The organism is Blastochloris sulfoviridis (assembly GCF_008630065.1).
Taxonomy (GTDB): Bacteria; Pseudomonadota; Alphaproteobacteria; order Rhizobiales; family Xanthobacteraceae; genus Blastochloris; species Blastochloris sulfoviridis.
In genome coordinates this window covers 1-23,369 of record NZ_VWPL01000004.1, presented here as the reverse complement: position 1 = coordinate 23,369, position 23,369 = coordinate 1, and the positions used below count along the sequence as shown (strand labels likewise).

Sequence of the window (23,369 nt, the reverse complement as noted above, 5' to 3'; positions counted from 1 at the left end):
GCCACCCCGAGCCGGCTTACCGCCGCAGCGTGGTGCGGGTCTCGGCGGGCAGGGAGGTCGAACTGCGGCGCGACTCGAAACTGTGGCGCCCGGTGCCGTCCGGCGATGTCGCCGGCACGTGGCGCCCGCCCGGCCGGCGCGATTCGCGCCACAGCGCCGTCACCTCGCGCGCCTCGGCCACCGACAGGCGGCCGTAATATTCGGCGAGCTGGAACACCAGCGCCACCGAGCGGCCGATGGTGGGATCGAGAAACAGCATGATCCGCGAGAAGGCGTCGCTCGACATGCCGAGCGCCCGGCAGGCGATGGCCACCGGCTGGCCGGTGGGGTCGGCGACGATCTCCTCGGCCTTGGCGCGGTCGAGGTCGAACACGCGCGCAAGCTGGTCGATGAAGTCGGCGGTGCGGTTCTGCAAGGCGGCCTGTTCCAGCTCGGCCGCGGCGAAGGCGTAGTCGGCGGGGTTGGGCAGCGGCAGCGGCGCGAGCCGCCCGGCCGAAGCCGGCGCGGGTGCCGCGGCAGGCGGGCTCGGCAGCCAGGGCAGCGGCGCCGCGGTCTCCGCGGACTGGGCCGAATCGGGCCCGATGAGATCGGGCTGCAGGTCGGGGGCCGCGTCGAGCCTCGGTGCGGGGCGGAGCGGGTCGCGCGCGGCGCCCTGCGGGCGGCCATACTCCAGTGCGACGAGGTGCTCGGCCACTGAGGCCGGCAGGTCCGCCCGCTTGGCGATGATCCGGCGGCGCTGGTCGTCGAGCATGCCGGCGAGCTGAAGAAGATCGGCTTCCGCGAAATGCGCCCGCGCCAGCACCTGCTCGGCCACCGCGATGGTGTCGACGGCGAGCATCATCAGGATCTCGCGCGGCGCCTGCGGATAGCGCGCGAGCTTCATGGCCACGGCGATTCGCGAGCCCTCGTCGACCGCTTCGAGCATGTGGCGCGCCAGCTCGGTGTAGCGCTCCACCTCGGCGGCGCTGTGCACCGGCTCGCCGACATAGAGGTCGGTGATGACCCGCACCAGCGTCGGACGGATGTCGACGCCCTCCTGCCGGGCGAGGGTGATGAGACCGCGGATATTGGGCGTTCTGGTCGTCATGCAGCGGGTCTTGCTGATCGTGTTGGCGGCGCGACTCGGGGGTGAGGCGTTGGCGAGGCGACCCTATCGGCCGAGCATTTAACAGGCTGTTAACCTTACCGGCCCCTTAATCGCCGCCGATCGAAGCCGGCCGGTCGCGACGGCGGACGCCGACACGGCCATGGGGGAGAGGAGAATGGGCACGGTGCTCAGGTTTCCGGTGGAGCGGCTGTCGCCGCCGGCACCGAAGTGCGCACGCGCCTGCGACACGTCCGACGGCGCCACCGGCGCCGAGGTGGTGATCCTGCCGGCGGTGCGCGTCGAGCGCATCGGTGAGGCGGGCGCCTGCGCGTCGCAAACGGATTGCCGGCCATCCACCCAGGCGGGCGGCCGAGGGCAGACGCGCCCATGATCCGCACGCCCATGACCCACGTGCCAAAGACCCGCGCGCCAAAGACCCGGTTTCGCTGCCGCCGGGCCGCCGCCGCCGGCCTGATCGCCGCGCTGGCCGGCAGCTGCGCCCAGCTCGAAGGCGACTTCGCCCGGCCGCGTCCCAATGTCATCCGCGACGACGTGCTGCCGGTGGCGGGCGGCGCCTTCGCCTCCGTGCGCGGCGAGCCGGTGTCGCTGGTCGCCATGACCGACGACGAGCGCCAGCTGCGCGACCGCGCCTACGCCTATCTGGCGCCGCCCGAGGGCTTCAAGTTCCTGAGCCTGCCGGTCGCCGAGCTGCGCGCCCCGCGCATCCTGCCCAATAACGGCCCGCTGGAGCCGGCGCCCGGCCTCTACACCCAGGCGCTGCTCGCCTACCAGTACCGCTCGACCACCGCCCGCTGGCAGCGGCTGATCGACGACATCCGCTCCGACCGCGACCGCATCGGCGCCTTCGTGCGGGTCGCCGCCCACGTCGCCGAGATGGACCGCGTCCGCACCGAGAGCTTCCGCTTCGTCCAGGCGGTGAGCGACATGCAGCGCGAGCAGGTGATGGCCCGCGTCGAGGAGAACAAGATGCTGATCGACGCGGTGCGCTCGGCGCTGGCCCAGCGCATCGCGATCTACCGCGACGCCATGGAGAACCTGCTGGTCGCCCAGCCCGCGCCGGTGGCGATGGAGGCCGAGCGCGCGCTGAAGTCGCTCCAGGAGCGGGCCGCCGATCCGGTTCTCGCGCTCGCCGCCCAGCCGCTGCCGGCGATTCCGCCACCCGAGAACAAGGGCTATTTCCCCGGCTCGGACAAGGCCAGGGTGCGGAAGGATTGACAGGGCGTCCGGCCGCCCCGCCTTCGAGCCGTCGCCTGATCGCCGAAAATCCCGTTGTCGAGAGGCTCTTGCAGAACGGGGGCGCCGGAGATGGACGCCGCGAGGCCGCCAAGAGGGCGCCGCGAGGGACCAAGACACGCCGCCCGAGACACCGCCAAGCTGCTTCCCAGTGCAACGCCGCTTCCCAAGGCACCGCCGCTTCCCAAGGCAACGCCACTTCCCAAGGCAACGCCAAGCGGCCTTCGTCCGGCTGGAGCGGCTTTCACCCGGCTGGAGCCGCCCGGAACGGCCGGCGACTCATCCCTGGACGGTCCTTAATTACCGCTTCCGGCGCGGCCGCAAGCCCCGCCGGCGCTTCAGAAAGCGATAAAAAGCATTACATTACAGACACTTATAGAAAAATGCGTCAGGGGGATTGCCTTTTTTGCGGCGCACAGCCATATTGTTGCAGCGCGGTATTGCGGTCGCGTCGCAATACCGCTGCCCTCCTTGGGCGTTTCCTCCCTAGACTTGGGCCGCTCCGTTCACGGGGCGGCCTCTTTCTTTTGGCGGACGCTGCTGCGCCTTGCGCGCCTGTTTTGTGCGTACGCTCTCGTTGGAGCGGGTGTCCGGCCGCCATTCGTCGCCAACGGGACGATCCCAGACAGGATCCCCCCCCTTCGGCCTGCACCGGCGGAACCGCTCTCGTACGAAACTGATAGCGCCGTATGCGAAAACCGCAAGCCTGATGTCGCACGCATTCAGCGATTTATGGCCGGACGCGCGGGTGCAGTGCGAGCGGCACGGATCGGCCCGGTGCGCGAGCCCGCCGCGCGCCACACGGTTTCCGGCTGGTCCCTTCGGGAGATCGGAAACGGTCTCGCCAGGAAATCCTTGGCCCGAAAGGGATTCTTCGGCGATCGGGATGCGGCGCGAAGACCCGATCGGCCGGAGAGGGCATGACGCCGCCCAAGGTCGATCAGCCCGAGGTCACTCCGCCGCGGCCGGAAAGGCCAGGAGGTCGCGGAAGGACATCCCGGCAAGCCGTTCCACCAGCACGTCGATATCGGCGCGCATGCGCGCGAAGCGTTCGGAGGGACGGAACTCGGCCTCGTCGAGATAGAGCGCCCGGTTGATCTCGATCTGGATGGCATGCAGGCCCGCGGCCGGGGTGCCGTAATGCTCGGTGATGAAGCCGCCGGCATAGGGCTTGTTGCGGTGGACCGTATAGCCGAGCTCGCGCAGCGTCCCCTCCACCAGGTCGACGACCAGCGGCGAGCAGCTTGTGCCGTAGCGGTCGCCGATCACCACGTCGGCCTTCGGCCGCTCCTCGCGGCTGACGACGCTGGAGGGCATCGAGTGGCAGTCGATCAGCACGGCGGTGCCGAACCGGCGGTGCAGGCGGCTGAGCAGCCGGCGCAGCGTGTGGTGATAGGGCATGTAGAAGGCGTCGATGCGCGCGAGCGCCGCCTCGACCGGCAGGCGGCGGTCGTAGATCTCGACGGCATCGCCGACCACCCGGGCGATGGTGCCGAGCCCGCCGACCACCCGCAGCGAGCGCGTATTGGCATAGGGCGGCAGCCGGCCCTCGAACATCGCCGGGTCGAGTTCGTAGGGCTCGCGGTTGAGGTCGACGAACGAGCGCGGGAAGTGCGCCCGCAGGAACGGCACGGACAGCGCCCGCGCCCCCGCGAACAGGTCGTCGACGAAACTGTCCTCGGAGCGGCGCAGCGTGGCGAGCGACAGCCGGACGCTGGCGAGAAAGTCGGGCGGGTAGACCCGCCCGCTATGGGGCGAGCTGAACAGCAGCGGCGCTGCGGGCGCGGCCGGCTCGATCAGGTCGAAAGGCGGGTCGATGTCGGCGATGATCGCGGTCAAGGTGCTCGACCCCTGGGGGAACGATCATTGTTGACCGGCTGTCCCCCCCGCTCAAGGGCTTTCCGCGCGCTGGCGAGGGTCCGCTTCGGGCAGCTCCCCTTTCGGCAGCTCTGTTCTCGGCAGCTCTGTTCTCGGCAGCTCTGTTCTCGGCAGGTCCGTTCTCGGCAGGTCCGTTCTCGGCAGGTCCGTTCTCGGCAGGTCCGCCATGCCGCAATCGCCGCACAATTGTGCGAGATTCCGGCGCGGCCCTAACCTCCCTTTTACCCAGACGTTCGTTTATGTAGGGAACGCAATGCCAGGACGGGGCGCGATGTCCAAGATCTTGCTCGCCGAAGACGACAACGACATGCGGCGCTTTCTGGTGAAGGCGCTGATGAATGCCGGCTACGAGGTGGTTTCGTTCGACAATGGCCTTTCGGCCTATCAACGGTTGCGCGAGGAGCCGTTCGAACTGCTTCTGACCGACATCGTGATGCCGGAGATGGACGGCATCGAGCTGGCGCGCCGCGCCACCGAGCTCGATCCCGACATCAAGGTGATGTTCATCACCGGGTTCGCCGCGGTGGCGCTGAACCCCGATTCGCGGGCGCCGCGCGACGCCAAGGTGCTGTCGAAGCCGTTCCACCTGCGCGACCTCGTCAACGAGGTCCAGCGCATGTTGCAGGCCGCGTAATGCACAGACCCGCTTGCAGCGGCGCTCCAGTGTCATTATAGGTCCTGCTCCCGCGGCCGAGTGATCGGCCGTCCGGTTCGGGCGCGTAGCTCAGCGGGAGAGCACTACGTTGACATCGTAGGGGTCACAGGTTCGATCCCTGTCGCGCCCACCATTCCCTGCCCGAACCCCGGCCGAAGGTCTCGGCCAAATACCCCGGCCCAAGATTGCGAGATGGCCCGGCAGGCCGAGCCCGGCAGGCCGTGCGGCTGCCCTTGCGTCCTTCGACGCGCCGCCCCCTCGCCCCCCGGCCCCGGCTCTCAGGCAAGGTCGAAATTGGCGAGGAGGAGCGACGACTTCTCCACATTCGCCAGCGTCAGCGTATTTTCCGCATCGAAGGCGATGACGGTGTCGGCGCCGACCTGGCTTGCGGCGGCCAGCACGGCGGCATAGTCGGCGAACAGGTCCGAATCGAACTGGATCACGTCGTCGGCAACGCCGAAATCCGTGATCCTGTCGTTTCCGAACCCGGCCTCGAACACGAACGTGTCCGCCCCGCCGCCGCCGGCCAGGGTGTCGGCACCGGCGCCCCCCTCAAGGCGGTTGGCGAGCTCGTTGCCGGTCAGCGTGTCGCGACCCCTGCTGCCGATGATGTTGTCGATATAGGCGATCCTGTCGCCGGCCGCGTCGGTCCTGGCGCCGGCCGCCACCGTCACGCTGCCGCCGCTCCCCAGTCTCACGGTGACGCCGGCGCCCTTGGACGAGATCGGCGAGTCGGCGTAGCTGACCGTGTCGATTCCCTCGGCCGAGCCGGACATGATGTCGGCGCCGGCCCCGCCGATGAAGGTGTTGTTGCCGGACCAGTCGATCAGCGTGTCGCTGCCGGCGCCGCCGATCAGGATGTCGTCGCCGTCATTGCCGACGAGATGGTTGGCACGGCTGTCGCCGGTCAGGACGTCGTTTCCCGTCCCGCCGACGACATTCTCGAACAGCGTGGCGATATCCCCTTCGGCCTCGCCGCCGGAGACCCAGGCTGCCGCACCGTAGATCAATGTCACGCTCACGCCGGATGTGTCGGTGGAATAGTCCAACGTGTCGGCGCCGGCCCCGCCGCAAAGGATGTCCGCCCCGGCGCCGCCATTGATGCAGTCGTTGCCGGCGCCGCCGTTCAGGACGTCGTTGCCGGCCGCGCCGCCGAGATCGTCGTTGCCGGCCCCGCCATCGAATCGGTTGGCGGCGTCGTCGCCATTGAGGTCGTCGGACTTTGCCGAACCGGTCAGGTTCTCGATGCCGTCGAAGGTGTCGCCCTCGGCGTCGCCGCCCGAGCTCACATGCTCGGTCAGGTCGACTTTGACGCCCAGCTTGGAGGCGGCATAGCTGACCGTATCGCTGCCGGCGCCGCCGATATTGGTGTCGGCACCGGCGCCGCCGAGAAGGGTGTCGTCGCCGCCACCGCCGATCAGCGTGTCGGCGCCCGCGCCGCCGCTGAGCAAATTGGCGGCGTCATTGCCGGTGATGGTGTTGTCGAGCGTGTTGCCCGTGCCCTTGATGGCGGCGCCGGTGAGGACGAGCTTCTCCAGCGTCGCCCCCAGCATGTAGTTGATGCTGGCCTCCACCGTGTCGGTGCCCTGGCCCGCCAGCTCCTTCACCACGTCCTTGGCGCTGTCGACCACGTAGGTGTCGTCGCCCAGGCCGCCGGCCAGGATGTCGGCGCCCGCCCCGCCATCGAGCCGGTTGTTGCCGCCATTGCCGGTGATCCTGTTGGCCAGGGCGTTGCCGGTGCCGTTGATGTTGCCCGAGCCGGTCAGCACCAGCGTCTCGACATTGCCGCCGAGCGTGAAGCTCGCCGACGCCAGCACCAAATCGGTGCCCTGCTTCGCAAGCTCGGTGACGGTGTCGCCGGTGTCATCCACGATATAGATGTCGTTGCCGGCGCCGCCGGCCATGACGTCGGCGCCCGCGCCGCCGTCGATGCGGTTCGCCTTGGCGTCGCCGGTCAGCGTGTCCGCGAAGGCCGAGCCGAGAATGTTTTCGAAGCCGCTCAGCGTGTCGGTGCCGGCGCCGCCGGTATCCTGCGCGGCGGTGATGGCAAGGCTCACCGTCACGGGGCCTTCGGCATCGGCGTAGGAGGCCGTGTCGATCCCCTTGCCACCGGTCAGCGTGTCGTTGCCTGCGCCGCCCTCGATCAGGTTGGCCGCGGCATTGCCGATAATCACATTGTCGAGGCCGTTGCCGGTGCCGTTGATCGCCGCCTTGCCGATGAGCGTCAGGTTCTCGAGATTGGCCCCGAGCACGAAGCTCGCGGATGCCGTCACCGTGTCGGTGCCGGCGTCGGCGTCCTCGGTGATGGTGTCGTCGCCGTCCGTGATGTAGGTGTCGTCGCCGAGCCCGCCGGCCAGCGTGAAGACGCCCTTGCGGCCGTCGAGGATGTCGTCGCTCGACGAGATGAACGGGTTGTCGGCATAGTCGATCCCGGCCAGGTCGAGTTCGGCGACATAGATTCCCAGCCCGGCCGCGGCGGCCTTGGCGTAGACGTCGGCGACCTTGCCGGCGTTCCCGGCGACATATTCGATATCGATCACCGGCTTGCCCGCGGCGGTGGCGAGATGAAGATGATCGAGCATGAACGCCGTATCTTCGGCGGAAATCTGCGCGCTGCCGTCGGAATTGTAGAACAAGTTCTCCTTGAGCATGCCGTCGATGGCGTCGAGATAGGTTTCGTCGGTCAGCAGCTCCTCGGCGCCATTGACCCAGATCTTGAAGTCTGCATCCAGGGACTTGGCGTAGGCTGACAGCGCCTCGACCAGCGTCTTCATCGCCCCGGCTGCGTCGCCGCCGGGGGCGTTGGCCTGCGCCCAGTCGGTCTGAAAGGTGTCGACGACGTCGAAATAGGCGCCGTCATAGCCAGCCTCGATGAGTTTGGTGACTTCGGTCTTGGCGACCTTCAGCCATTCCGCCGTCCAGTAGGCGACCTCGTAGCAGCCCGGCCATTGCGGATCGGCCGGACCCAGTATGGTTTCCGGAATCGACGAAAAATAGCTGCGATAGTCTTCCGCCTCACCCAGGCTGAAATAGCCCAGCACGAGTCCGCTGCCGGATGTCATTGTCGAAACCTGCTCGGCCGCGAAGGCCGTCCCGTTGTCATCGCAGGTTTCGACAATCTTGACGTCGACGGGCGCAGCGGCGATCTCAGTCGGAGAAACTTCTTGAAGAACATATATGCCGGTCAATGCCATTGAGTTAACCCTCAAAATGAGCGCGGAATTTCAATCCTACGTCTGTAGATCAAAAATATTTTCTTGCGATGACCGGCGAGCGTCGCATTTGCTTAGAAATATGCCGATTTCTTGCAGACGGTGCAGGCGAAGCAATGCGGAAGGCCGCATGCTTTGCATCCGGTCACGGCATCCGACTGTCGTGCTTCCCGCGCCTTGATGCGCGGGGTCGAGGGCGCCCCTCCGCTCGCGGGTGCCCGGCAGGGCTTCACGCGAGATCCGGCCTGGAGAGGCGGCGCCCCGCCGGCCCGTCGTTGAAAAATCCTTTTCCGCCCAATGTTTCCTGGCGTACCACACGCGGCATCGTCAGGCCGGGTTCGCCAGGACCGGAACCTGAAGGGACCGGAACCTGCAGGGACCGGCAGTTGGGAGAAAAAGACATGAGCGACGAGATCGTCCGGGACAGCAACGGCAACCAGCTTGCGGATGGCGATTCCGTCACCGTCATCAAGGATCTGAAGGTCAAGGGCACGTCGGAGACCATCAAGCGCGGCACGCTGGTGAAGGGCATCCGGCTGACCGGCAATCCCGGCGAGATCGAGTGCAACACCAAGCAGGTCAAGGGTCTCGTGCTGAAGACCGAGTTCCTCCGGAAGGCCTGAGCGGCGGCGGCCGCCGCCGCGCGTTCTTGCGGGATCGCCCGGACGCCGTCCGACTGGTTGCGAAATCATCTTGTTGCGAAATCATTAGGAGGTACGGGTCTAGTGTCGGCGGGTTCCGGCCGTGGTTCTCCGAGACAGGCCGCTGCCGGCCCGGAGCGCGCACCATGCCGCACACCCAGCCCCGCTTCGCCTTGGGCGCCTGCCCATCCTCCGCCGTGCGGCCGGCGCCGCGCCTCCTGGTGATCGACGACGATCTCGTCCAGCGCACCATCATCTGCCGCATCGGCGCCCAGCTCGGCTATGCGTCGACCGGGGCGGCGACGCCGGAGGAGGCGCTGCACTGCCTTGATGAAGGCCCTCCGGCCTGCGTGGTGTTCGATCTCTCGCTGGCCGAGCGCCACGGCATCCAGGCGCTGAAGGCGATGGCCAGCGCGCTCAAGGACACGCCGGTGGTGGTGATCAGCGGCAGCGGCGAGATCATGCCGCCGCCGGCGGTCCGCGTCGGCCGCAAGCTCGGCCTGGACGTGCGCGGCCCGATCCCCAAGCCGCTCAGCATTGCCGTGCTGCGCCAGGCGCTGGTGCAGGCGATCCCGACCGGACAGGCGCCGGAGACGGCGCCTGCGGGTGCCGCCGGCGATCCGCCGCGGGCACTGGCCGAGCCCCGGATTCTGTTCCAGCCGCGCATCGACGTGGTCACCGGCGCGCCGGTCGGGTGCGAGGTGCTGCTGGGCGAGGCCGACCGCGGCATCGGGGCGCTGCTGGGCAGCGCCCTTGCCGCCTGCGCCGGCCTGGTGCGGCGCCATGGCGGCTTCCGCGTCGCGCTGCCGGTCCCGCCGGCCTGGCTGGCGGAGGCCGATCTCGCCGACCAGATCGGCGCCGCCGTGGCGGCCGCCGGCGTGCCGGCCTCCACCCTGGTGCTGGAGATTCCCGCGGGCGTGGCGATGGCGCAGGCCGAGCGCATCGGCCCCATCCTGGCCGGGCTGCGCCGCCGCGGCGTGCGCATCGGCCTGACGCAGTTCGGCTGTGGCCTGCTGTCGCTGCGCGCGCTGGCCCGCCTGTCGCTCGACCAGGTCAAGCTCGACCGCAGCCTGCTCGCCGCCGGCCGGCCCGGCGCCGGCATCACCGAGCCGGCCTCCGGCGAGGAGGTGGGCTGCGGGCAGGAGGGCTGCGAGAAGAGCTCGTGCGAGGACTGCGCCAGCCAGGACTGCTCCTGGCAGGTGGCCAAGGCCGCTATCCTGCTGGCCCGGCATTTCCGCATCATGCTGGTTGCCGACGGCGTCGACGACGCGATGACGCTCGATCGGCTGGCCGAGGCCGGCTGCGCGCTGGTGCAGGGACGCATGTTCTCGCGCCCGCTCGATGCCGCGGCGCTCGCCGCCTGGGTCGAGGATCAGCACGCCCGCTGCCGCTGACGCGCGCCGCTGGTGCAAGAGCCGATCTGCCGCATCAGATCGGGCGCTCCAGGCTTTTTGAGGTGTCGCAGTCTCTTCTGCAAACCGGTATTCACGGTTGCGGAGACTGCTCAACTTCGGCTGCGAAGCCGAGTTCTTCTGCGACGCATTTTGGTACGAGCCTGCGAAAGCGGGAGGGGGAGGGCGCGGTTGACCGTGCGGCTTCGCCGGTGCCAAAACCGGCGGTGATGGCGGGCGGCGCGCACGCCTCGCGGGATGGATGCCGAGTCATGAAGATCGCCGTCGCCACCAGGGATTGGGCCACGGTCAGCGGCCATGCCGGGAAGGCGGCCTGCTGGCTGCTCTACGACCTGTCGGGCCATCGCGACGGCGCGCCGCTGCCCGAGCCCGCCCGCGTCGAGCTGACCGGGGACCAGGTGTTCCACTATTTCAACAATGAGGGGCCGCACCCGCTGGACGGCGTCGAGATCATCGTCGCGGGCAGTGCCGGCGACGGCTTCCTGCGCCACATGAAGACGCGCGGCGCCGACGTGCTGCTGACCGGCGAGACCGACCCGCAAAAGGCGCTGACGCGCATCCTCGCAGGCGAGGCGCTGCCCGACCCGCGCTTCGACATCACCACCACCTTGTGCAAGCTGCGCGATCTGTTCTCGCGGCACTGAGGGCAGGGACGCCTCCGGCAAGCCCCAGATCGTGCAAGCCACAAATCCCGCAAGCCCCAGATCGCGAGGGCGTTTCTGCCGGTTTTTCGGGAAGCGGGCTGGTGCTGCCGGACAGGATTGAACTGTCGGGACAGTTGCCTATTGCGCTGATATCAAAGGGCTTTTCGCTCCGCCGGATGCGCTTGGTGTATCAGCTCGGGGGGGCGGATGGAAAGCCCTCTGTAGCGTGAAGCTGAAGGCGAGGTCGTCGCGGCGTCGGGTGCCCATTCACCCCATCATGCGCGATGTGGGTTTCTTGGACTTTGTCGCGATGCGCCGAAGCGATGCGACAAGCAACACTGCGCTGTTGTTCCCCGGCCTGGAGCCGCGTGGCAAGAAAGCCACCCGGTGGGAGGCGGCGTGGTCGAAGTGGTTCAGCCGGTGGCGCCGCGTCCATCTGGGGATCGTCGGTGACGATCGGCGCAAGGATTTCCACTCGCCCCGGCACACCTTCAAGGACATGTGCCGTGCCGCCCGCATCGAGGAGGTGGTTCACGACGCTCTCACTGGCCACAGCCTCGAAGGCGTCGGCGAGGCGACGGACGACGTTACGGCTCGGGCGTTCCGCTCCAGGTCCCGACGGAAAACGTCACCGGCCTGAAGCCGCCGAGTGCCATCGAGGGGCTGGGATTGCGCCGCGGTTAGCGCTTGGTGCCCAGAAATAGATTGAAAAACCCAACCCGCGAGGCGTTGAAAGATTAGGAGTTTTCTGACCGCTTCTGATCAGGGCGTGGGCCAGTCCAGTTCCCGGCCGGCAAGGACCATCCATGCCCTAATTCCGGTTGCATTCGTTGGTTTGTCGCTGTCTGGATGTCGCGCTCGGGATGGTGCCGAGATCATCAGGAACGCGCCATTCATGAGTCAGCGTGTAATTCGCTGCCTGTGGATGCAGCGAGGGCGGCATTGGCGAACATTACGGGAACTGGTAGGCATTTGGGATATGTTCGAGACACGAATTGAAGGGCTGGTTCAGTCCATTGCGGGATACGCGCTTGTTGCGAACGGGGTGGCGCTTGCGACTGTTGCCGCCTCCGTAAGCGGTATCAATGAGCTTTCTTTGCTCCTTGCAGTTTCTAGCCTTGCTGCAACCCAAGCCAAGTATTTCTGGGGCGGTATAATGGCCTCTGGCGTCGCCTATTTTGGCTGCCTATGGGCTGCATATATCCGGTCTGAATACGAACAGGACGAAACCACCACCAAGTATTTGAAGTGGATTAGAATGATATCATTCTACCTCACTATGGCCGGGATCATCGCATTCTCCACCGGAACGTATGCCCTCATAAGCCTTCTAGAAATAATGGGAAAACCGGCTTCTTAGAACTAACCACTTGGCGTGGAACGGGCACCCACGCCGGAAGAAAGGGCGCCGCTTGGTATCCTGCCGCACACCCCAGATCCCATGAGGGGTAACTGCTCCAATCGAGTTTCCGAACAGACAGTAAGGCCTTGGAACGCGATCAGGTGAAAAATCAAGAGCTTGAGGGTGCTCGGCAATTCGCTCGTGACCTCCTTGCCGGCTGATAGATCAAAAAGACAGATGGGCTCACGCATCCGCGGAAAAACCCCAGCAGCGCGGCTGCATTCGGAGCCGGCGTATGAGCTGACGAACCTGTATTCGGTGACCGCTGGCGCCTCCAGCGACGTGGAGACCACCACCTTCAATTCGGCGATTGCTGGGGCCAGATCAACTGCATGGGCTTGGTTATGAGTTGGGGCCCGATCGCCCTATAGACGCTCGCCCTCCCAATCCCAAGGGCCTTGGCAACCTCTGTGACCGTCTTGCCCTCGGCGTGGAGCCGGCGGGCCTCCTCGGCCTTGGCCCGAGCGGTGGGCTTGCGGCCTTTATAGCGGCCTTCGGTCTTGGCCTTGGCGATCCCCTCCCGCTGCCGCTCCAGCATCATCTCGCGTTCGAACTGGGCGAAGCCGGCGAAGATCGTGAGGATCAGCTTCCCGGTGGCGCTGCGGGTGTCCACGATGTCACCGCCAAGGCTGAGGATGCGGAGGCCGACGCCCTTGGCCTCCAACCGCTCGACGACCTCCCAGGCCTTGGTGACGGTTCGGGCGAGGCGGTCGAGCTTCGTCACCACCAGCGTGTCGCCATCGCGCACGAACGCCAATGCCGCCTCCAACTCGGCCCGTGGTGCCACCGACGACACCCGCTCTGAGAACACCCGCTCGCATCCGGCGGCGGTGAGGTCACGAAGCTGGGCCTCCAGCCCGGCCTCCTGTTCAGTAGTCGATGTCCGGGCGTATCCGATGAGCATGACGCGGCTCCAAGTGTCCGAATGGGTCTAGGCATTGGAGTCGTTGGCGTCCAGAATGTCAAGAATGGTGCTATTGGACGCGACCGAACGCGGAACCGGACGTCCCAATAGGCCGTGGTCTAGCGGACATCCGCAGTCGGCTGGTGCTCTCCGACGACCCGAGGCCGTCCGGCCCGTGGATCGTCATCCCCGACGACGACATTTCGTCCCTGGACACCCCACAGCTTGAAGCCGGTGGCGGTGGTCACGTGGTCGAAATCGTCGGGGGCGATCAACACCGGCCAGCGGTCAGGGCCGACCGTCAGCAGCAGGGCAGGGGCACCGTCCAGCGTTTCGCCGGGCTGGAGGATGGGTGGCGACACGATGCGGCTGACCATGGCCGGCGGGATGGCGCGGCGGTGGTGGTCGGCATCAACCCACGCCGAGGCAAGTCAGCGACGACCCCACCCACGGGGGATTTTCCGCAGCGACGAAGTTCGAGGGGGCGTCTCGAAAATTTCTGCCAAAACATCGTGAGGGGGTGGGGTCATTTTCCACCGGGTCCCATCCACGGTTCCCCCGGCGCAGTCCTACGCTCACAGCCAAGCGCCGAATGACGCCGATGGCGTTTCGGTCGGCCCCCTCTGGCTCCCCGCCGGCTCCGAAACTGCGATCAGAGCAGAACCGGCGACACGCCAGCCCGACAGCGCTGGGCTTTGACAAGTGTCGATGTGGTACTTTTTTGTATAAAGGGTCTTTATACGTCCGAGTACCACATCAACCGGCGAGGGCCGGGGTCACCGATCCCGGCTCTCCTTGTCGTTAGATCAGATCGGCTCGAACAGGCGTTTGAACCCGGTCAGACGACGACCCGTCCCACACTCCACGATGCCCTCCTCGGCGAGCGTTTCGATGAACATCGGGTGCTGCCGGACCGTCTTTATGAAGTTCGACGCATCCATGCCACCGATGTGCTTCCTCACGTCGGCGAAGGTGACGGTGGCGGTCGGATCGGCCTCAAGCCGTTCCTTGATGAACGCCACCGCTTCACCGATCTTGCCCGAGAGCGGTCGCTGGATCGGTCGCCACGGGAGAACCCGCACACCGGGGAAGATGCGAGGCAGTGCTGCCGGAATGCCGCTTCGGGTGCTGGCGATGATGTAGGTCCGCGTCTCGGGACACCCACCATCGACACAGCGACGAACGGCACCACGACATAGCGCCTGAAGGATCAGGTGGCTGTTCTCGCCGGCCATGACCGTCTTCATCTCGGATGACGGGAACGGCCCTGTCGAGGACGGTCGCCCCGACGCCATCCGTCCTACGGCCTCGTAGTGCGATGTCCGGTAGAACAGCGTTCCGGCCAGGATCACGTTCGGCACGTTGGCGAAGGCGTTCGTGGCGTCGTGTCGTCCCCAGTTCACGAAGTGGACACGAACGCCGGGCAGGAGGCGTGTCACCGCTGCCTCCAGGTCTGCGCCCGCGTTCTTGTGGTGGATGACGAGCCACTCCTCATCCGGTCGGGTGCGGATCGTCTCGACGATGCCCTCGATCAGCTCCGGCCCCGACTTGCGGAAGGCAGACTTCCCGCCGGATCGGCACCAGATGTGGATGGTGTGCCGGTCGTAGCTCTTCGTTGCTGTGGCGAGCTTCACGAGCCCACCACGGTTGTCGTGCCACAGGTCATAGGCCGTCCGCACACGCGCCGAAGCGTCGAGCGCAAGCAGCGGCTGGATGCCTTCGGGCAGGGTCTCCCGGTAATCCAGCATCGTGTTGCCGTAGGCGCCATCGCGACGCACGGTCGCCATCTTGCCGAACAGGAACCACAGCGCCTCCACCGCCGCGATCTGATCGGCCGAGCCGCCATCAACGAGATGCAGCGCATCGTTCAGCGACACGCCATGATGCTCGGCCAGATCGGGGACCTGGAGGATCGTGCCGTCTTCCATCTCGCCCAGCTTGGTGAAGAGCGTCTCCACGTCGCCAGCCAACTCGGGATGCGTTCCCCGCAGCGGCTTGAACAGGAAGGCGAGATCATCGCGGCCGATGGTCAACGCCTGCCCCGGCAGGATCGCCTCGTCCCAGATGCGCACGGCGCGGACGTGCCCTCGATAGTGGAAGGCCGACACCTCCGGGAACCAACGCCCCTCGCATCGATGTTCGATCATGCTGTGCGTCGTGAACAGCACACGGGCGTGGTTCGCGTCGCCGCAGCCGAGGGCGTTGAGGCGTTCGTCGCTGGTGAGCACCGCGAAGTCTGCCGGCTCCAGAGCGGCCTCCTGGACGATGGCCTCGATCTGCTCACGCCGGCCGACGCACACGAGAACGGCAACGTCGGTGTGCGCCGAGGAAGCAAGCAGGGCTCGGATGAAGTGGATCACCGTCGAGGTCTTGCCGACGCCGGGGTCGAGGCTGGAGAGGTAGACGACCGGATCGGCCGTGCCTTCCGCCATGCGCTCCAACGTGTTCGCCACGTCCTGCAAGGCGGTCCACATCTCAGGTGTCGGTGCGTGGCCGATCTCGGCGAAGTTCTGCCGCAGCGAGGCAATCGTGCGCGATGCGAGGTTGGTTGCGGTGGTGGTGCCGATGGCAGCGAAGGCGGGGAGCGCGACCGCGTCGCTGATCGATGCCGGGGTCAGCATCATGTTCATTGTGCAAGCCCCTCAGCAGCGGCGTTCGTTGTCAGGCAGCGGCTTCCTGTCGTTGCCAGCCGAACCTTCTCGGCTTCCGCGCGGGCAAGGCGATCGACGATCTCGTTGCCACGGTGGCCGGCATGGCCTCGGACCCATCGCAACTCGACCAAGGGCCGCGCATCAACGACGGCGAAAAGCTGACGCCACAGGTCGGCGTTGGCGACGGGCTTTCCGTTCGCGTTACGCCAGCCTTGGCTTTCCCATCGGGGGCGCCACTCATTGACTCCGAGGACCACGTATTCGGAGTCCAGGAACAGCAAGGCGGGAGCGTCGGCCGGCAGCGCGTTGAGCGCCGTGATCGCGGCCGTCAGCTCCATCCTGTTGTTGGTGGTGTTCGGCTCGCCGCCGCTCAAGGTGCGGGAGGCGCCATCGGCGGTGATGATGAGAACGGCCCATCCTCCGGGGCCGGGATTGCCGAGGCAGGAGCCATCGGCGTAGGCGGTGGTGTGAGTGGTTTTCGCGGTCGTCATGGTCCTTTTTGTGATGATGATGGCGAACGGCAGCGGCGGGCCGGTGGGGGGCGGTCTCCGTGTCGTTCTTCGATGGCGGTGATAGGGAACCGTGAACGCGTCACGTTCGGTCGCTCCGCGGACGGTTCGTCTTGTGCTGTTGTGGCACCTATTTCGACGGCTTCTGCGCGGCCCCGGGAGGGCTCTCTGGCGGCTATTCTCGGTCGCCTTTCCACCTCTAAGGGTCCGGTTTCCGCCCGCCCTGGCCTCGCTGGGGGCCATCCAGAGCGTCGCCGCAAAACGTCATGCTGAACGCGTCAGAGACGACGGATCACGGTGGGGTGTGCTGTTACGCAACCAATCACTTCGATGGCTTGGCCGCTAGATCTTGCCGGCTGCAGGATCGGTGGTCCGGCGCTCAGCGAGCCGGTGGAGCTTCATCACGTCAGTCGGCGTCGTCTTGGGTGAAGGGCACGGACGCGGGCGCCGGGCTCGGCTTGGTGGCCTCGCGGTAGGCTTGGCGGATGTGGGTGGTGTCGGCGATGTCTCGCGGGTCACGAGGCCGAACACCGGCAAGCGTGCCATGTCACGCTGCGGTACAGGCTACGTCGATGGGCGACCACGGGCCCGCCGTCGCTCGAAAGCGTTGCCGGTGCCCGTGGCCACGTGCCGGAAGTCAGGCCAATCACGAATACGGCGACAGAATCATGTTCTGAGGGTCGTGTGAGCGACCGAAGAACCGCCCGCCGTCAATCCATAATGTCATCCAAACTGACGACCCGAATAGAAACTGGAGCATCCGCAATTTCACTCGGCGTCAAGCAATCCACGAACTTCTTGAGCTCATCAGAATGGTCCCGGAGCGCTCGGCTAAACGCTGACTGTAGAAGTCCTTTTTGCCACGCGGGGATTTGGTATCTTCCTTCGCGACGAATTGCAGGTACGATCTCGCCGAACACCCAATCCTGAATGGGCTGGGCAGTTGTTTCGGTAGACCTAAGAACTACGCGGTAGAACGTCGACAGTGAAAAGGCGATGTCAAACTTTTTGTCTCGTTCGTCGAATGGGGCGCCCGGCCGGATCTCAAGGTGCTCAGCGAGCATGTCGACCAGCCAGCTTACAGTATCCGGCTCTGGGTACAGGTTGATCGCTGGCATGACTTCACGAAGCAACCATTCACGAAATGGACCGGAACCCGGGTGATCCGACTGAACCATGAGGCGGTAGGCGCCGGCTTCTGTAAGGCCAGAGAATATCTCGCCATCCTCGGTAAAGGGAACGTCGATCTTCTCGCGATCTGACAATCGACGAAGCCACTGCGCTGCTTCTTCGTTCGTAAAAATTGATAGATTATTCAAGCAGTCGTCGACTGAAAATAAAGCCCGTCCCTCATGGACGATAACTTCGATAGAAGAAGAAGGCTCGACGTCCCGAATGAGTTGATTGAAGTCGTAGTTCGACATGCAGTTTCCTTGGTGGCCACCGGAATGGCGATGACGTGAAGATAGCCGCCCGCTGTTCGCGGGAAGTCTGGATGGTCCGAGCCAACTGGCCGGACCGGACCCAATTACCGTCAGGGGCTTGCCGGATTGCAGCCGATGACAATCGCGATTCCACGCGACACGTCGTTGGCAGTCCGAACAGAACTGCCGGCTTGGACCTGATGGTCTTGGGGGCGAGCTATTGGTGGGCGCTCGCCGTGCCCCAGGGTTAGGACGTGCGGTAGGCGCAATATGGGCGCCTCCGGCGTAGCCGTCAACGCAGACGCTAGCGCGATCAATGGGTTACTGGATTTGCATTCCACTCCGCGCCTTGTTCCTGCAAAGGATTGGCGCGGGTCGTGTGACAAATTTGTCACCAAAGTAAGTAGTAGTGCCTATGCCGCTGACCCGGTGGACGATCATCAGCGCCAATTTGACGCGTCCTTGATCGTCGTGGCGCGGCGGCCTCATCGCCATCCGGCCCAGCAATTGTTCCTCTTATGTTCTTTCCTGCTGAACCGTGGCAGAATGACCCGGCTTGAGCGGGAGAGAGTCCGTGTCCCGGATCACATATTTCGCCGTCCTGCCCTTCACCCGGAACGACGACGGCAACCTGATCGCCTTGGACGGTGTCGAGGTCCCGAGCGCCACGGCCGCACGAGCGAGAGCCTCGTTGATCGCCCGGACCCACGGCGGCGCGGTCGCGTTCAGCCGGACAGGTGACCCGGCCATCGGCGAGTTCGACGACGCGGAAAATCTCGCGAAGGTCGGCGACGTGCCGGCGGACCTCGCCGAGTTCACCGGCACCTGATGCCGAGCGACAGAACCGGCCTTGGCTTGGTCCCGCAATGCAGCAGGCCATTGGCCGGTTCCGTCCAGACTCGAGGAGGCTCCTTGACCGAATTGTTCGCGGCCGTTCTCGCCTGGGTACGAGCAAGCCGGCGTTTTGCATGTGGCGCGAGACGAAGTGCTGGACGAAATGGGGAATGTGGCGGACTTGCCTGCTGCAAGCGGACCTTCGGGTCGGAGGCACGGAATGGACCGAATGACGCCTGACGAAAGGTCACGGCTGATGAGTCGGATTCGGTGCAAAGACACCTCGCCCGAAATGGTGGTCAGGCGAGCCGTTCATGCATTGGGCTTCCGGTACCGCCTTCACGTCGACAAACTTCCGGGACGGCCTGACTTGGTCTTCTCTGGGCGGCGTAAGGTGATATTCGTTCACGGATGCTTCTGGCACCGCCATGAAGGGTGCCGATTTGCATACATGCCGAAGACAAGACACGAATTCTGGTCGGCGAAACTGGAGCGAAATCGAGAGCGAGACCGGGAGGTAATCCACCGCCTGAATGAGGCGGGATGGAAGGTGATGGTTGTCTGGGAATGCGAAACCAGAGAAGGTGCAGCCCTGAAGGAGTCGCTGCGCCGGTTTCTGGTGGAGTGACAAGCGAGAAGAGCGGAGCTTCCCGACTAATGCCCGATGTCATCAGCAGGAAGCTGGATCGCCTCACTCAAGGAGAAAGGCCGAGGGTTCTTGATCTCTTTGCGGGCTGCGGCGGTCTATCCTTGGGGTTCCATCGAGCCGGCTTTGTGATCGGGGCAGCTGTCGAGCTTGATCCCCTCGCCGCGGCATCCCACGCACAGAACTTTCATCGCGATATCGAGCCTGAAGCATTTGTTCGAGCGGCCCGTGCTCGGGACATCACGGTCACTGAACCCGATGAGCTGACCGATGAGTTGGGCCTTGGGCCCTGCGATACCGCATTCGATGTGCTGGTCGGCGGCCCACCCTGTCAGGCGTATGCGCGGGTAGGCCGCGCGAAGCTGCGGGAGGTTGCCGAGCATCCTGAAGCCTTCAAGGTGGATCCGCGGGCCAACCTCTATCTCCGCTACATCGACTATGTTCGCCGCACCAAGCCGCTCGCCATCCTCATGGAGAATGTGCCGGACATCCTCAATTTCGGAGGTCACAACGTTGTCCAGGAAATCGCAGAAACGTTGAGCGGCCTTGGGTATGAGGCAAGATATACGCTCATCAACTCGGCGTTCCACGGCGTTCCTCAGTTTCGCGACCGCGTCTTCCTTCTCGCCTATCATCGCCGACTTGGTCAGCGCGTGAGGTTCCCCAAGCCGACACACTGGGCCGATCTCCCGTCAGGGTACGCCGGTACTCGGGCCGTCGCCTTCAAGCTGATCGACATGTTCTCGGCCGACGCATTCGTGCCGGAGGATGTCGGCACGCCCGATCTGCCTCAGGCAGTCTCTGCTTCAGAGGCGATCGGTGATCTTCCGCCGATCACACTTCACCTGGAAGGCAAGCTGCGCCGGGGAGCACGCCGCTTCACGGAGCTGCAGCCTTACTCTGACGCTTCAGACCTCTCGCCCTATGCTCGCTCCATGCGCTCATGGCCGGGGTTCGAGAGTATCGAGGGCGTCTACGACCACGTCATTCGGTGCCTGCCTCGCGACACCATGATCTTCAGAGCGATGAAACACGGTGACGAGTATCCCGCTGCCCATGCAACCGCGGTCCGCCTGTTCGAGGCAGAGGTTGAACGACGAAGACGACGTGGCGAACTGCTCTCGGCCCGTGGTCTCGACGAACTGAAACGCCGCATGGTCCCGCCGTATCCTGTGGGCACGTTTCCGAACAGGTGGTGGAAGCTTCGTCCCGACCAGCCCAGCCGTACGCTGATGGCCCACATCGGAAAGGACACCTACTCGCACATCCACTACGACAGCGATCAGGGCCGAACGATCAGTGTTCGGGAAGCTGCCCGGCTTCAAAGCTTCCCTGACGGGTTCGTCTTCTGCGGAACCATGAATCCCGCATTCCGGCAGATCGGAAACGCCGTACCGCCCCTGATGGCGAACCGGCTTGCTTCGGTGATATTGCGCACGCTGAAGGCTGCGATCAGGCGGAACGTGGCCGAGCAGATGAAGGTTGCCGCCGAGTAGGATCATTCCTCGTCCGGCGATCCGGCTCTGCGGTCGAACGACTCCTCGGCTCCCCACGAGAGTTGGTTGACGTCGATGCTGAAGGCGTCGGGCGTCACGCCGTTCGGCAGATGGGCCAACGTCGCCAGCAATTCCTTCGCGAACGACCGCAGGTCCTCCGAGCGCCGAAGCTTCGCCACCTCGTCAGTGATCCCGTAGACACGGTAGATGAGGTAGGGGCCGGCGTCCTGCGCAGCCTCCCGAACCTCGGCCAGGGACATGTGGATCGGAGCGGTGAAGGTCCCGGTGGTTGACTTCGCATCGATCCGCGATGTCTCGCCCGTCGCCGTCACGACATGAAAATCGAATGGACTCACTGCGTTCTTCGACGCTGTCCATTCCACGCCCGTCAAGGTGCCTGTGACCATCTCGTTGCAGAGAACGGCATGAACAATGGCTTCGCCTTCCTGCCCCACTGCCTCGGCTCTGCGTCGTGCCTTTGCGAGTTCGGCCATCGAGATCGTTCGCTCGGAGTGGCGAAGCAACCGCTCGTATCCCTTGGCCCCACCTTGCGCAGCATCTTCCAGTGCTTCGACGATCTCCTCCTGGGGCGCGAGCTGCCACAGCTGATGATCGGCATCCGCTTGGTCCGCGATCCGTGAGAGCCGGGGCGGGTCAATCTCGGCCATCCGCCGCCCGCCCAGGTAATCAGTCAACAGATTGTGCAGGACGCGATCGGAGGGCAGACTGGAAGCGACAAACACGATCTTCAGCGCACTGGGAACGGGCTCTCCCTCGAAGCCGAGAACCGCGACATCTCCTTCGGCAAGCGCATCGAAACGCCCAGGCTGCCCCTCCGGATCGCGAACGAACTCACCGTTGAGCCGCCAGTTCTTGTATGTCGCCCCCTTCACGATCGCCCTGGACAGAGTATATGCCCCGGCACCACCGGGACCGAAGATCGTGAGTTTCACCAGAATTTCGTTATTGGTCTGCTGCGCAGCCTCGGGAATTCCAGGATAAAGCCGGTTGATGAACACATCAGCATTGAGGTTGATGGCCTTCTGATTTCCAGCGTTGAGCCGCCGGTAAAGCGGCTCGAAGAAGGTCAGATCGGAGCGTGTGAGAATCTTGACTGCGAGTTTCATTAGATCGGCCAGGAACTCATGCGAGAAGCGGAGCAACCTCCGCTGCGACTCGCTTGCTCGTGACCCTACAACTGAGGTGAAGCATTTGCACGTAGGAACACGATGTGCCAGACGGCAGCAAGGGCGGCCTCAATAGATTGTGGAACTCGACGACGATACGATTTCGCTTTGTGTTGAGGTCCCGCTCGGGTCCACCTCATATCGGGGGAACTTCGCCATCGCCTCCATGCGAGCCTTGAGTGTCACACCTGAATACCTGCGGCCTTGGGTGAGAGCCGCGTGGCCACAGATGGCGTCAAGCTTGATTTCCTCGATGCCGGCTTCAACGCCCCTGGTCTTGAACGTGTAACGCCATGCGTGGTTCGGCTGAACGTTCGGGTCGGTCACGACCTCGCGGACAGCTTTGCGAATGCGGCTGTAGATGCCCTCGGATGACCCCACGACCGTGCCATCCTTGCCGACGCTGCAGAACAGGTGCCCAGGCTGCGACCCCTTCACGAAGTCGAGGAAGCCAAGCTCGATCAGGTGCTGATGCACCGGCACGTCACGGAACTCGTCTGTCTTGATCCCGCCGGCTTCTGGCGTGAGCCGGATCACCCACCCACCGGCATCTTCCCGAACATCCTGCTTCCGAACTTGGATCATCTCCATGACCCGAGCCCCGGAGTAGGCGCACAGCCATGGCACCCAACGCTTTGCGGCCGTGGTCTTCGGGTCTTCCCGGCGCGTTCCGGTCGTGGCGAGGGCGGACCGCAACAGGGCCGCAGCTTCAGCGTCGGAGAAATGCCTTTCCCGAACGCGCGTCTTTCCTCGCCCCTCAATCCGGGCGCCCTCGGCGGGATTGGTGTCGAGCCATCCGGCCCGCTTGCCCCAAGCGAACACCGCGCGGAGCGCAGCAAAGTCGGTGTCGTTGATCGTCTTCGAGTCTTTCCCGGCGGCGCTTCGATCGTTGCCCCAGCGCTGCACAACAGCCGGGGTAACCCGTCGAAGATCGTCATGCCCGATGTCGTCCTTGAACTGGAGCACGACCGATCGAAACCGTTTTGCGCCCCTCTGCCGCACCCCCCGCGCAATCGCCGCGTCGAACCATGCCTGCGCCAATCCGCTGATGGTGTGGTCGGTGGTGGGCTTTACATCAGGCCCTTCCCACGGCGGGAAGCGCTCGGCGTACTTGTCGGGCGAGTAGTCGCCACCGGCGTTCCGGGCGAGCTTTTCAGCGGCTTCGGTGAGGTCGCGGGAAAGGGCCTCGATCAGGCGCCATCGGCTTTCCTTGTCGGTGATGACGCCCTGCTTTGTGAGAAAGGCATCCACCATCCTGCCGAAGGAGCTATAAGGGAATCTGGGTGATGACGGGGTGAGAGAGGCGGCGTATCGGGGCGGGGAACCAGCCTGCCCAATCCCTCCAGAGGAGAGCGATACGCCATGAGCGAGACGACCACTGTCGTTCGGCTGCGTCAGCCCGGCGAGATCGACGATCCCCTGACCGAGGTGCTGCGCGCCGGTGCGCGGCAGCTTTTGGCCCAGGCGATCGAGGCCGAGGTCGCGGCCTTCCTGGCCGGGGTGAAGGACGAGAAGCTGCCCGACGGCCGCGAC

At 65.2% G+C, this 23,369-nt stretch carries 21 protein-coding genes, 1 tRNA gene and 1 pseudogene; 13 read left to right on the top strand and 10 right to left on the bottom strand.

Going from position 1 to position 23,369, the window contains the following annotated elements; genetic code table 11:
• Nucleotides 1–16: 16 nt before the first annotated feature.
• Nucleotides 17–1,087, bottom strand: coding sequence for a DUF2336 domain-containing protein (locus F1193_RS03125; protein WP_150096215.1), 1,071 nt, complete (start codon nt 1,085–1,087; stop codon nt 17–19).
• Between the two features lie 175 nt (nt 1,088–1,262).
• On the opposite strand from F1193_RS03125, the gene F1193_RS03120 reads away from it, so the two are divergent.
• Nucleotides 1,263–1,478, top strand: a complete 216-nt coding sequence (locus F1193_RS03120; protein WP_150096214.1) for a hypothetical protein — start codon at nt 1,263–1,265, stop codon at nt 1,476–1,478.
• The gene (locus F1193_RS03115) at nt 1,475–2,323 is read left to right on the top strand and encodes a hypothetical protein (protein ID WP_150096213.1); all 849 of its coding nucleotides are present in this window, start codon (nt 1,475–1,477) and stop codon (nt 2,321–2,323) included. The genes F1193_RS03120 and F1193_RS03115 overlap by 4 nt, the downstream gene beginning before the upstream one ends.
• Before the next feature lie 969 nt (nt 2,324–3,292).
• Here the strand turns inward: F1193_RS03115 and F1193_RS03110 are convergent.
• The gene (locus F1193_RS03110; protein ID WP_150096212.1) at nt 3,293–4,180 is read right to left on the bottom strand and encodes an N-formylglutamate amidohydrolase; all 888 of its coding nucleotides are present in this window, start codon (nt 4,178–4,180) and stop codon (nt 3,293–3,295) included.
• Between the two features lie 310 nt (nt 4,181–4,490).
• Here F1193_RS03110 and cpdR point away from each other — a divergent pair, with 310 nt between their 5' ends.
• Together cpdR and F1193_RS03100 are read left to right on the top strand one after the other, a co-directional pair.
• Nucleotides 4,491–4,853: a cell cycle two-component system response regulator CpdR gene (cpdR, locus tag F1193_RS03105; RefSeq protein ID WP_126401220.1), complete on the top strand. Its 363-nt coding sequence runs from the start codon at nt 4,491–4,493 to the stop codon at nt 4,851–4,853.
• 79 nt (nt 4,854–4,932) lie between these two features.
• A tRNA-Val gene (locus tag F1193_RS03100) sits at nt 4,933–5,007 on the top strand.
• A 145-nt stretch (nt 5,008–5,152) separates the two neighbouring features.
• On the opposite strand, the gene F1193_RS17235 is transcribed toward F1193_RS03100, so the two are convergent.
• Nucleotides 5,153–8,068 (bottom strand): endo alpha-1,4 polygalactosaminidase, encoded by a 2,916-nt coding sequence (locus F1193_RS17235; RefSeq protein WP_210247285.1) that lies wholly within the window; start codon nt 8,066–8,068, stop codon nt 5,153–5,155.
• A gap of 419 nt (nt 8,069–8,487) precedes the next feature.
• On the opposite strand from F1193_RS17235, the gene F1193_RS03065 reads away from it, so the two are divergent.
• The 5 genes from F1193_RS03065 to F1193_RS03045 all read left to right on the top strand — a co-directional run bounded on the left by F1193_RS03065 (nt 8,488) and on the right by F1193_RS03045 (nt 12,143).
• Nucleotides 8,488–8,709 carry an alkylphosphonate utilization protein gene (locus F1193_RS03065; RefSeq protein WP_150096211.1) on the top strand — a complete coding sequence of 74 codons (222 nt, stop codon included), beginning with the start codon at nt 8,488–8,490 and terminating at the stop codon, nt 8,707–8,709.
• A 164-nt stretch (nt 8,710–8,873) separates the two neighbouring features.
• On the top strand, nt 8,874–10,121 hold the full coding sequence (locus F1193_RS03060) for an EAL domain-containing response regulator (RefSeq protein ID WP_150096210.1): 1,248 nt from the start codon (nt 8,874–8,876) through the stop codon (nt 10,119–10,121).
• A gap of 269 nt (nt 10,122–10,390) precedes the next feature.
• A complete protein-coding gene (locus F1193_RS03055) occupies nt 10,391–10,783 on the top strand; it encodes a NifB/NifX family molybdenum-iron cluster-binding protein (protein WP_150096209.1) in 393 nt (130 codons plus the stop codon).
• 226 nt (nt 10,784–11,009) lie between these two features.
• A complete protein-coding gene (locus F1193_RS03050) occupies nt 11,010–11,423 on the top strand; it encodes a site-specific integrase (protein WP_150096208.1) in 414 nt (137 codons plus the stop codon).
• Between the two features lie 255 nt (nt 11,424–11,678).
• Nucleotides 11,679–12,143 (top strand): hypothetical protein, encoded by a 465-nt coding sequence (locus F1193_RS03045; protein WP_170263299.1) that lies wholly within the window; start codon nt 11,679–11,681, stop codon nt 12,141–12,143.
• A 340-nt stretch (nt 12,144–12,483) separates the two neighbouring features.
• Here the strand turns inward: F1193_RS03045 and F1193_RS03040 are convergent, their stop codons facing one another.
• The 5 genes from F1193_RS03040 to F1193_RS03020 form a co-directional block, all read right to left on the bottom strand.
• The gene (locus F1193_RS03040) at nt 12,484–13,089 is read right to left on the bottom strand and encodes a recombinase family protein (RefSeq protein ID WP_150096206.1); all 606 of its coding nucleotides are present in this window, start codon (nt 13,087–13,089) and stop codon (nt 12,484–12,486) included.
• A gap of 119 nt (nt 13,090–13,208) precedes the next feature.
• Nucleotides 13,209–13,466: a hypothetical protein gene (locus tag F1193_RS03035; protein WP_150096205.1), complete on the bottom strand. Its 258-nt coding sequence runs from the start codon at nt 13,464–13,466 to the stop codon at nt 13,209–13,211.
• A 429-nt stretch (nt 13,467–13,895) separates the two neighbouring features.
• Complete coding sequence (locus tag F1193_RS03030; protein ID WP_150096204.1) at nt 13,896–15,719, bottom strand: hypothetical protein; 1,824 nt, start codon at nt 15,717–15,719, stop codon at nt 13,896–13,898.
• Nucleotides 15,716–16,231 carry a ribonuclease HI gene (gene rnhA / locus F1193_RS03025; RefSeq protein ID WP_150096203.1) on the bottom strand — a complete coding sequence of 172 codons (516 nt, stop codon included), beginning with the start codon at nt 16,229–16,231 and terminating at the stop codon, nt 15,716–15,718. Before rnhA ends, F1193_RS03030 begins: the two co-directional genes overlap by 4 nt.
• Before the next feature lie 728 nt (nt 16,232–16,959).
• Nucleotides 16,960–17,673, bottom strand: a complete 714-nt coding sequence (locus F1193_RS03020; protein ID WP_150096202.1) for a BRO-N domain-containing protein — start codon at nt 17,671–17,673, stop codon at nt 16,960–16,962.
• Between the two features lie 574 nt (nt 17,674–18,247).
• Here F1193_RS03020 and F1193_RS03015 point away from each other — a divergent pair.
• The 3 genes from F1193_RS03015 (at nt 18,248) to F1193_RS03005 (ending at nt 20,649) form a co-directional block, all read left to right on the top strand.
• Nucleotides 18,248–18,502 (top strand): hypothetical protein, encoded by a 255-nt coding sequence (locus F1193_RS03015; protein ID WP_150096201.1) that lies wholly within the window; start codon nt 18,248–18,250, stop codon nt 18,500–18,502.
• A gap of 168 nt (nt 18,503–18,670) precedes the next feature.
• Complete coding sequence (locus tag F1193_RS03010; protein WP_342781785.1) at nt 18,671–19,135, top strand: very short patch repair endonuclease; 465 nt, start codon at nt 18,671–18,673, stop codon at nt 19,133–19,135.
• A 29-nt stretch (nt 19,136–19,164) separates the two neighbouring features.
• Nucleotides 19,165–20,649: a DNA cytosine methyltransferase gene (locus F1193_RS03005; protein ID WP_150096199.1), complete on the top strand. Its 1,485-nt coding sequence runs from the start codon at nt 19,165–19,167 to the stop codon at nt 20,647–20,649.
• A gap of 2 nt (nt 20,650–20,651) precedes the next feature.
• On the opposite strand, the gene F1193_RS03000 is transcribed toward F1193_RS03005, so the two are convergent.
• Both F1193_RS03000 and F1193_RS02995 read right to left on the bottom strand, forming a co-directional pair.
• Complete coding sequence (locus F1193_RS03000; RefSeq protein WP_150096198.1) at nt 20,652–21,812, bottom strand: protein NO VEIN domain-containing protein; 1,161 nt, start codon at nt 21,810–21,812, stop codon at nt 20,652–20,654.
• 93 nt (nt 21,813–21,905) lie between these two features.
• A complete protein-coding gene (locus tag F1193_RS02995; protein WP_150096197.1) occupies nt 21,906–23,087 on the bottom strand; it encodes a site-specific integrase in 1,182 nt (393 codons plus the stop codon).
• A gap of 111 nt (nt 23,088–23,198) precedes the next feature.
• On the opposite strand from F1193_RS02995, the pseudogene F1193_RS17385 reads away from it, so the two are divergent.
• Nucleotides 23,199–23,369: pseudogene (locus tag F1193_RS17385) on the top strand (IS256 family transposase); the annotation flags it as partial.

Bases quoted from the DNA above. Each gene is read 5' to 3' on its own strand.
- F1193_RS03010 (WP_342781785.1), top strand. From the start codon at position 18,671: ATGGGGAATGTGGCGGACTTGCCTGCTGCAAGCGGACCTTCGGGTCGG.
- F1193_RS03120 (WP_150096214.1), top strand. From the start codon at position 1,263: ATGGGCACGGTGCTCAGGTTTCCGGTGGAGCGGCTGTCGCCGCCGGCA.
- cpdR (WP_126401220.1), top strand. From the start codon at position 4,491: ATGTCCAAGATCTTGCTCGCCGAAGACGACAACGACATGCGGCGCTTT.
- F1193_RS03125 (WP_150096215.1), bottom strand. From the start codon at position 1,087: ATGACGACCAGAACGCCCAATATCCGCGGTCTCATCACCCTCGCCCGG.
- F1193_RS03030 (WP_150096204.1), bottom strand. From the start codon at position 15,719: ATGAACATGATGCTGACCCCGGCATCGATCAGCGACGCGGTCGCGCTC.
- rnhA (WP_150096203.1), bottom strand. From the start codon at position 16,231: ATGACGACCGCGAAAACCACTCACACCACCGCCTACGCCGATGGCTCC.
- F1193_RS03060 (WP_150096210.1), top strand. From the start codon at position 8,874: ATGCCGCACACCCAGCCCCGCTTCGCCTTGGGCGCCTGCCCATCCTCC.
- F1193_RS03045 (WP_170263299.1), top strand. From the start codon at position 11,679: ATGAGTCAGCGTGTAATTCGCTGCCTGTGGATGCAGCGAGGGCGGCAT.
- F1193_RS03020 (WP_150096202.1), bottom strand. From the start codon at position 17,673: ATGTCGAACTACGACTTCAATCAACTCATTCGGGACGTCGAGCCTTCT.
- F1193_RS03035 (WP_150096205.1), bottom strand. From the start codon at position 13,466: ATGGTCAGCCGCATCGTGTCGCCACCCATCCTCCAGCCCGGCGAAACG.
- F1193_RS03005 (WP_150096199.1), top strand. From the start codon at position 19,165: ATGCCCGATGTCATCAGCAGGAAGCTGGATCGCCTCACTCAAGGAGAA.
- F1193_RS03065 (WP_150096211.1), top strand. From the start codon at position 8,488: ATGAGCGACGAGATCGTCCGGGACAGCAACGGCAACCAGCTTGCGGAT.
- F1193_RS03040 (WP_150096206.1), bottom strand. From the start codon at position 13,089: ATGCTCATCGGATACGCCCGGACATCGACTACTGAACAGGAGGCCGGG.
- F1193_RS17235 (WP_210247285.1), bottom strand. From the start codon at position 8,068: ATGGCATTGACCGGCATATATGTTCTTCAAGAAGTTTCTCCGACTGAG.
- F1193_RS03055 (WP_150096209.1), top strand. From the start codon at position 10,391: ATGAAGATCGCCGTCGCCACCAGGGATTGGGCCACGGTCAGCGGCCAT.
- F1193_RS03115 (WP_150096213.1), top strand. From the start codon at position 1,475: ATGATCCGCACGCCCATGACCCACGTGCCAAAGACCCGCGCGCCAAAG.